6 protein-coding genes are annotated in these 6,114 nt (G+C 38.1%); all 6 read right to left on the minus strand.

Translation table 11 applies throughout. From position 1 onward, the window contains the following. Positions 1-4: 4 nt before the first annotated feature. Positions 5-646, minus strand: coding sequence for a class I SAM-dependent methyltransferase (locus LJE09_RS13305; protein ID WP_055060378.1), 642 nt, complete (start codon positions 644-646; stop codon positions 5-7). A 298-nt stretch (positions 647-944) separates the two neighbouring features. Beyond that, complete coding sequence (locus LJE09_RS13310; protein ID WP_227311434.1) at positions 945-2,657, minus strand: glycogen synthase; 1,713 nt, start codon at positions 2,655-2,657, stop codon at positions 945-947. A gap of 310 nt (positions 2,658-2,967) precedes the next feature. Beyond that, a complete protein-coding gene (locus LJE09_RS13315; protein WP_227311435.1) occupies positions 2,968-3,555 on the minus strand; it encodes a cytidylate kinase-like family protein in 588 nt (195 codons plus the stop codon). Between the two features lie 12 nt (positions 3,556-3,567). Continuing rightward, a complete protein-coding gene (locus tag LJE09_RS13320) occupies positions 3,568-4,935 on the minus strand; it encodes an MATE family efflux transporter (RefSeq protein WP_173721784.1) in 1,368 nt (455 codons plus the stop codon). A gap of 222 nt (positions 4,936-5,157) precedes the next feature. After that, positions 5,158-5,673: a CarD family transcriptional regulator gene (locus tag LJE09_RS13325; RefSeq protein ID WP_173721783.1), complete on the minus strand. Its 516-nt coding sequence runs from the start codon at positions 5,671-5,673 to the stop codon at positions 5,158-5,160. A gap of 28 nt (positions 5,674-5,701) precedes the next feature. Then, on the minus strand, positions 5,702-5,923 hold the full coding sequence (locus LJE09_RS13330) for a hypothetical protein (RefSeq protein WP_025579122.1): 222 nt from the start codon (positions 5,921-5,923) through the stop codon (positions 5,702-5,704). Between the last annotated feature and the right edge of the window lie 191 nt (positions 5,924-6,114).

Genomic DNA, 6,114 nt, shown 5'->3' on the forward strand with positions numbered 1-6,114 from the left:
TCCTTCAGGCTTTTCTGACAACACAATGCATCCTCATACCTTTGCGGATTTCAAATTTTTCTACTTTTAATCCTACTTTTCTGCAACATTTCATGACCACATCTCTTGTTGGAACCCGAACATCTCCATGTCCGCATATATTTGCCAGAGGCATTTCCAATGTATTCATCAGCCATACCAATACTTTATTGTCACTGGTTACATCCCGCAGGATCAATCTTCCATTTGGGCGAAGACATCTTTTTACACTGTCAAAAAATGCCTGTGGATCCGGATAATGATGAAAACTCATAGAACAAATAATTGCATCAAATGAATCATTTTCAAAAGGAAAGTTCTCACAGTCTCCTACAACAAACGTTGCATTTGAAATGTTTTTCTTTTTTGCCTGTTCAATCATGGCCGGAGTCAAATCCAGACCTGTATAATGTCGGTCTGGATATTTTTCTGCTAATAAAGAAATCATCGGAGCCGGTCCACATCCAGCGTCCAATAAATCTCTAAATGGCTCTTTCTCTAATTCTTCCAAAATATCCGGATAGTCCTTCTTACACATTTCGTAAATACCCGCATGGTTACTTTCATATCTTCCTGCTGCTTTTGTAAATTCAGCAATTGACAGTTTTTTGTATTCTTCGTTTTTCATGTTGTTTTCCTCCAATCACACCAGACACCATAAATCAATATTTTCATAGAAATCCGTCCTCTTTACATTGTCCAGTAAATCGCTATCATGTATGTTAGTTTTATCTAACCTTAATTTTCTAAAAAACCGTGTGAAAACAAAACTGTAATTCCACACGGTTTCTTTTCTTATGTATTCAGTATATCACTTTTATCTGGTTTATCAACCAGATTTTGTCTCAATTTGTTACGCATTGCGTAGCCATTTGGAAAGACCAGTACATCGTTTTCGAAATATACGCCAGAGCACATTCTCTGCTCTAATCTCTTGGTGTTAATCCTACATACATATCTTTGTACTGTTTTGCACTCTTTTCCCAGGAAACATCTTTATTCATATCGCGGATCACCATATCATCCCAGGATTTTCTGTTCTCGAAATAGAGCGTCTTTGCTCTGTTGATCGCATCGTAAAGCAGCCCGCTTTCATATCTGTCAAATGTAAAACCGTTTCCTGTATTTTCAAACATATTATAAGGCTGAACCGTATCTTTGAGTCCTCCGGTCTCTCTTACAATCGGAACTGCACCATATCTCATGGCTATAAGCTGTGTAAGTCCACATGGTTCAAATCTTGATGGAACCAGAAGTGCATCGCATCCTGCATAAATATTGTGAGCCACATTTTCATTGTAAGCAATATATGCACAGAAATTGCCTTTATATTTGTTTTCATAATAGCGGAATGTATTTTCATACTGAGAATCACCAGTACCAAGAACAACCACCTGCGTATGTTCATCCATAATTCCCGGGATTACGTCATTTACAAGATCAAGACCTTTCTGGTTGGTGAGACGTGAAATAAGTCCGATTACCATCTTATGCTCATCTACATCCAGCCCCAGAGATTCTTGGAGAGCTTTTTTATTAATCTTTTTATTCTTTATTGCTGACTTCTCATCGTAATCAGCTGCTAACAGCTTATCAGTTACAGGATTCCAGATATCCGTATCAATACCATTCACAATTCCCAGAATCTTATTGTTGTGATATCTTAAATGCTCTGCAAGTCCCTCTCCATATTCCTCTGTCTGAATCTCCCAGGCATAGGTGTTACTTACAGTTGTAACTTTATTGCTGTAAGCGATGCCACCCTTTAACATATTGGCATCCAGCCAGTTCTGGATCATGCAGTCCTTATTAAATACATAATCAGGAAGTCCTGACCAGTATTGAATCTTTTTTCTGTCATAAATACCCTGGAACTTCAGATTATGTATTGTGAGTACTGAAATTGCACGTCCTACATCTGTATCCTGAAAACAGGTTCTCAGATAAAGTGGTACTAAAGCTGCCTGCCAGTCATGACAATGTACTACATCAGGAGTCCAGTTCAGATAATTAAGGGCAGCAAGGGCAGCTTTTGCAAAATAACAGAATTTCGGAATGTCATCTATGAGATTCGTATATGGATTTCCCCAGGAGAAGAACTCATCATTATCTATAAAATCATAGACAACCCCATCCTCCTGATATTCCATAATTCCCACATAATACTGCTTTCCATCAGAGCAGAGATTCATATCAAAGGAACCCTTGTATTCCATCTTTTCCTGAAATTTCTGAGGAATACATTTGTATCTTGGAATAATGACCTTAACATCAATGTTTAATTTTGCCAGACTCTTTGGCAGGGCAGACATTACATCTCCCAATCCGCCGGTCTTAACAAATGGATAACATTCTGATCCAATGAAGGCTACACTTCTTCGCGGTCCCAAATCAGGCTGTCTCGTTGGAATGTTCTGTTCATTCTGTTCAACAGATGGCTCCTGAATAATTACGGCTTGCTTAACAGAAACATTCTCTACTGTTGGAGCAACAGTCTTAACAGCTTTTTGAGAACTGTTTTTTGCCCTGCTTTTTACACTGCTTTTTACGCTGTTTCTTGCATTGCTCTTTGTATTACTCTTTGTATTGCCTTTGGTACTGCTTTTGGTACTGCTTGTTTGAACTGTTTTTTTTCTCATATCATTGATCTCCCTTTTGCATTTTACAAAGTCCGAAATCTATTACGTCTTAACTAAAATGTCCTCCGGTAAGTTCCTGATAAACATTCATTTTGCAGATATTTATCATTTCCTGTTAATCTCAATTATAACACAAAATGCGCAAAGTAACTATTATTATCTGAAATGCTTCCATCACTTAACTCTTACCTGAATGATACAAGCTGGTTTATTCCTTTTCATTATATCTGCCTCTTTTATTTTACAGATACACTACATAGAAAAAGGGATCTTCCACTCAGTCAATTTGAATAAAAAACATAATCTGTTTTTATTTCACGCATTCCATAATTATCATCTCACATCTGTCATATCCAAGCTGTGAGCTGTTCAGGCACAGTGTGTAATTGCTGGCTTTTCCCCAGTTCTGATCTGTGTAAAAGTTATAATTTGTTCTTCGCCTTTTATCTGTGTCTGCCATCATTTTCACAGCTGCCTTCTCTTTTACATTGTATAAACCAGTGATACGCTTTATTTTTTCCAGCATGTCCCCATGAATAAATACATTCAGCACATCGTCCCGGTCTTTCAGTATATAGTCTGCATTTCTTCCAATGATCACACAAGGCTCCTTCTCAGCCAATCCTAAAATAATATTTCTCTGTGCCTCATACACCATGTCCTCCACAAATTTTCCTGTGATATCACGACCGGAAAATGCATATGCGAACAAACCTTTTTTCGGAGATAATTCCGCATTTTCCTGAATATATTCCGGTGATAAGCCGGACTTTTCTGCAATCTGACCAATGATATTTTTATCATAATAGGCAATTCCGAGTTTCTTTGCCACTTCTTCTCCGATAAAACGTCCACCGCTTCCAAATTCCCTGCTGATCGTAATAATTCTTTTTGCCATCTCTGATTCCTCCTAGTTTAAAACATCAACCCTATTTTTTCTGATTTTCTTTAAAAATACATATCCCACAAAACATGAAATTATTTCAGTAATTGGAAATGCCCACCAGATCAACGAAACTCCCATTTGACCATTTCTGACAAGCAGAGAAAAGATTCCCGCCAGTGGCAAAATAATAATCAGCTGTCTCAAAAGTGAAATCACCAGTGATTCCAGGCCGCCATCCAATGCCTGGTAAATTCCCTGATAAGCAACATTAATTCCGGCAAACAAGAAACTCACTGAAATCACTCTCATCGCGGCAATAAAATATTCTCTTGACTGTCCTGCATTAAACAGCATTGCAAACGCTCCGGGGAAAATCTCCGTAATTGCAATTCCCAGAATCATTAATGCAATGGTATAAATAAGTCCATATTTGATACCATCCTGAATTCTCTTTTTACTTCTCATTCCATAAGCAAATGCAATGATCGGAGTGATCGCATCTCGCAGACCAAAAGCAAGGAAGAGAACAAACTGCTGGACTTTATAGAACAATCCATAGGCTGTCTGTGCTGATGGATTGAACTTCAGGATCAGATTCATCACATAAACCATAATAGACATCAGAGCCTGCGCAATAATTGCCGGAAGTCCGATTGCATAGATTTCTTTTATAACACCAGCATTCGGTTTCATGTATTTCGGTCCATGCCCGAATTCCCTGTTCAGTTTCATATGAAAAATAAGCAGCAATACAGCAGAAGCAACCTGACCAATTACAGTTGCGTAAGCTGCACCTTTCACTCCCATTTCAGGGCAAGGTCCAATACCGTAGATCATGATCGGATCGAGAATGATATTTACAACAGCACCAACCACCTGTCCGATTGTAGAATAAAGAGAACGACCTGTTGCCTGTAATAGCTTTTCAAATAAAGAAAAGAAAATAATACCAAAAGAAATCACACAGCATATCCGCAGATAACTGACTCCCATTTCAAGTACTTCTGCATCAACTGTCTGTGATGAAATATATGCTTTCACTCCAAAAATACCAAACAATAAGCAGACCACGTAAATGATCACACCCAGGAACAGACTGTTTCCTGCTACCTTTGCAGCCTTTTCCCTGTTTCCCTGTCCAAGTGTCCTTGCAAGAAGTGCATTGGTTCCTACACCTGTTCCGATTCCTGCCGCTACCATAAGCATCTGAACCGGAAATACCAGAGTGAGGGCATTTAATGCAGCTTCACTGCCTACTCTCATATTTCCTACAAACGCACTGTCTACAATGTTATAGACCGCCTGCAATGCCATGGATAAGATCATAGGGATTCCCATCTGGATCATCAGCTTATTCACCGGCATATCCTTCATTTTGTTGCTTTCTGCCATTTTACTTTAACTCCTCTCTTTTCTGCACAAAAAAAGTGCGCACCCTGTCACATAAGCTGGACTTACGCTGACAGGCTACACACTTTTTTCATAGCAAATATTCTATTTAACAAAAGAAAAACGAGTAGCATGAAACTGGATTTACGCTCATTTGCTACTCGTTCGTTATCATTATATTTCCTGTTTTCTAAAAAGTCAAACGAAATATTTTTACAATGCATATCAATCTATTTTATTTTGATCGATGTAATCAATAATCGTTTTACAGATTTCCTGTTTTGGCTTTTCAAGTGCAACTCCCAGTTCCATATATAACAGATTTTCTGCTATCTGGAAATACCTTGCATCTGTAGCAGTACATTTTTTCCCTTGTGCAAGTCTTTTCTGCTTCCGCTGATAAATCATTTTTATAATAGCAACTAATGCCTCAGGGGTATTTGCTCTTACTGCTTCTTTATAATTTTGTTCCCTCATTTTTTCATTGTTTGTCCATGCTGTCGGGATATCCGGAATTCGTTTGATCAGATTCCAGGCTTCTTCTTTTGTCAGACATAATCTCAGTCTTGAATCTGAGTTTGAAACAGGAACATATATTTTTTCCTTTTCATCTTCTACTGGTTTCATCAGATAATATAACTTATCGTTTTTTTCATCCTGCGGATTCAAATATAAAATATTTTCTATTTTACAGATACCTGTAACTGGTTTGCTGACAAAGTCTCCAATTTCATATTTCACAAAATCCACTCCTTGCTGACTGGCATTCTTATTCCGTAAAAGTATAACGTACAAAAGAACCCTGATTGTCTCCTGTTACTATTACAACATCTCCACTCTCATTGCGTGTGGATTCCAGAATCGGAAATCTTCCATTTTCTTTTACATAGGCTTCCGGGCTGGCTGCTTCTGCCTCGATCAAAGTTTTTTTACTGTATTGTTCTCCTCCACACGGATTTATATCCTCAATAAAGATTTCATACTCATGCATATGCAGTTCCTCCTGAAATTCATTTTATAAAAACAAGCAGCATAACTGTTGTTTTCCGACTCATTACGCTACTCGCCCTTATTTTTATTATAAAGCCATTTTACTTTGATGTGAACCTCACATGACTGAAGTCACGTGCTTCCAGACGCTTTAGGCGTCAGACTGAATATCGGCGGATACGCCTGTAACTT

Origin of the sequence: Blautia sp. DFI.3.45 (assembly GCF_020593505.1) — a bacterium.
Lineage (GTDB): Bacteria > Bacillota > Clostridia > Lachnospirales > Lachnospiraceae > Blautia_A > Blautia_A wexlerae.